2 protein-coding genes and 1 pseudogene are annotated in these 1,914 nt (G+C 68.8%); all 3 read left to right on the plus strand.

Annotated features, from left to right (window positions below; genetic code table 11):
• Nucleotides 1-206: pseudogene (locus L978_RS19060) on the plus strand (PLP-dependent aminotransferase family protein); the annotation flags it as partial.
• A gap of 10 nt (nt 207-216) precedes the next feature.
• Complete coding sequence (locus tag L978_RS18005) at nt 217-708, plus strand: hypothetical protein (RefSeq protein WP_047524860.1); 492 nt, start codon at nt 217-219, stop codon at nt 706-708.
• A gap of 23 nt (nt 709-731) precedes the next feature.
• Nucleotides 732-1,745 (plus strand): aldo/keto reductase family protein, encoded by a 1,014-nt coding sequence (locus L978_RS18010; protein ID WP_047524861.1) that lies wholly within the window; start codon nt 732-734, stop codon nt 1,743-1,745.
• Nucleotides 1,746-1,914 lie beyond the last annotated feature (169 nt).

A 1,914-nucleotide genomic window follows, 5' to 3' on the forward strand; every position in this document is an offset into this window, starting at 1 on the left:
CCGGAGGCTCGGCGGCGGCCCTCGTCCGCACCGCCGCCACCCACGGCGTCTCGATCGCCGGGAGCGCGGCCTTCGCGGTCGCGGCCTCGCCCGACGACCACATCCGCATCCCGTTCACTGCGCCCGACGACGTGCTCGCCGAGGGCGTCCGGCGTCTCGGAGCCGCCTGGCGCGAGTATCGGCAGACTCTCGGGATGTCCTCTTAGGCTGACCCGCATGACTCGGATTCAGCGCCGAACCCTGTGGATCTCGATCGTCGGCGTGCTCGCCGTCCTGGCCTACGCGGTGCTCGCTGCACTGCAGATCCTCGTGTTGAATCCGCTCGCCGCGGCTCCGGGGCTCACGATGAATGAGATCCGTTTCGCGATGGCGGAGGCGGGGGAGAACCTCGGCCAGGGTGCCGTGTTCTCCGTTCTCGGCATCGGCGTGGCGCTGGCCGTCGCGGTGGCCGTCGTCTCGGTCGTCCGGCGTGCGGATCCCGTGGTTCCTGCGATGACGTTCCTGGCGCTGCTCATGCTCGGCGCGGTCGGTTACTTCGTCGCGTCGTTCGGCGCGGGCATGGCCCTGGCCGACACGTTCGGGATCAGCGGAGCGGACTACTCGCCCTGGGCCCGACCGCTGTACGTCGTGAGCGCCCTCGCCGCCGTCGCGATCGTGGTCGGCGGCGCGGTGGCGGTCGTGAGATCCCGGCATCCGGCCCAGCCATAGTGGGCAGCCAGTAGCGTTGATCCATGGTCAACTATCGCTATCTCGGCAACAGTGGTCTCAAGGTCTCGGAGATCACCTACGGCAACTGGGTCACCCACGCCTCACAGGTCGGCGACGATGCCGCCGTCAAGACCGTGCATGCCGCCCTGGACGCGGGAATCACGACTTTCGACACCGCCGACACCTACGCCAACACGGCTGCGGAGGTCGTTCTCGGCAAGGCACTGGAGGGGCAGCGCCGTGAGGGGCTCGAGATCTTCACGAAGGTCTACTTCCCGACCGGTCCGAAGGGCCCGAACGACACCGGGTTGAGCCGCAAGCACATCTTCGAGTCGATCAACGGCTCGCTGCAGCGCCTCGGCACCGACTACGTCGACCTGTACCAGGCGCACCGCTTCGACCACGAGACCCCGCTCGAGGAGACGTTCCAGGCGTTCGCCGACGTCGTCCGTCAGGGCAAGGCGCTCTACATCGGCGTCTCGGAGTGGACGGCCGAGCAGTTGCGTGAAGGGCACGCACTCGCAAAGCAGCTGGGGATCCAGCTCATCTCCAACCAGCCGCAGTACTCGATGCTGTGGCGCGTCATCGAGGGCAAGGTCGTTCCGGCGTCCGAAGAGCTCGGGATCTCGCAGATCGTGTGGTCGCCCATGGCACAGGGCGTGCTCAGCGGCAAGTACCTGCCGGGGCAGCCGGTACCCGAGGGCTCGCGCGCGACCGACCCGCACAGCGGCGCCGACTTCATCAAGAGCTTCCTGCAGGACGACATCCTCACCGCGGTGCAGCGTCTGAAGCCGATCGCCGAGGAAGCCGGCCTGTCGATGCCGCAGCTCGCGATCGCGTGGGTGCTGCAGAACCCGAACGTCGCGGCTGCGCTGGTCGGAGCTTCCCGTCCGGAGCAGTTGGCGGAGACCGTCAAGGCCTCGGGTGTGAAGCTCGACGCCGACACGCTCGCCGCGATCGACACCGCGCTGGGCGACACGGTCAACCGCGACGCCGAGCACACCTACTCGGTGTCTCCGAAGTCCCGCCTGGTCTGACCGCCCGCCCGTCTCGTCCGGTCGTCGCGTCCGGGTACGCTCTCCGGTCGTCCGGTCGTCGCATCCGCTCGTCCGGTCGTCCGGTCGTCGCGAGGGCCGACGCCCCCTCTGCCCGCCGAGGCCCCCTCTGAATCTTGCGAATCAGAGGGGGCCTCGGCGGTGGAAGGGG

The organism is Microbacterium sp. ZOR0019 (assembly GCF_000800925.1).
Taxonomy (GTDB): Bacteria; Actinomycetota; Actinomycetes; order Actinomycetales; family Microbacteriaceae; genus Microbacterium; species Microbacterium aurugineum.

What these genes read in the sequence shown, in the direction of transcription:
- L978_RS18005 (WP_047524860.1), top strand. Translation starts at nt 217, where the DNA reads ATGACTCGGATTCAGCGCCGAACCCTGTGGATCTCGATCGTCGGCGTG.
- L978_RS18010 (WP_047524861.1), top strand. Translation starts at nt 732, where the DNA reads ATGGTCAACTATCGCTATCTCGGCAACAGTGGTCTCAAGGTCTCGGAG.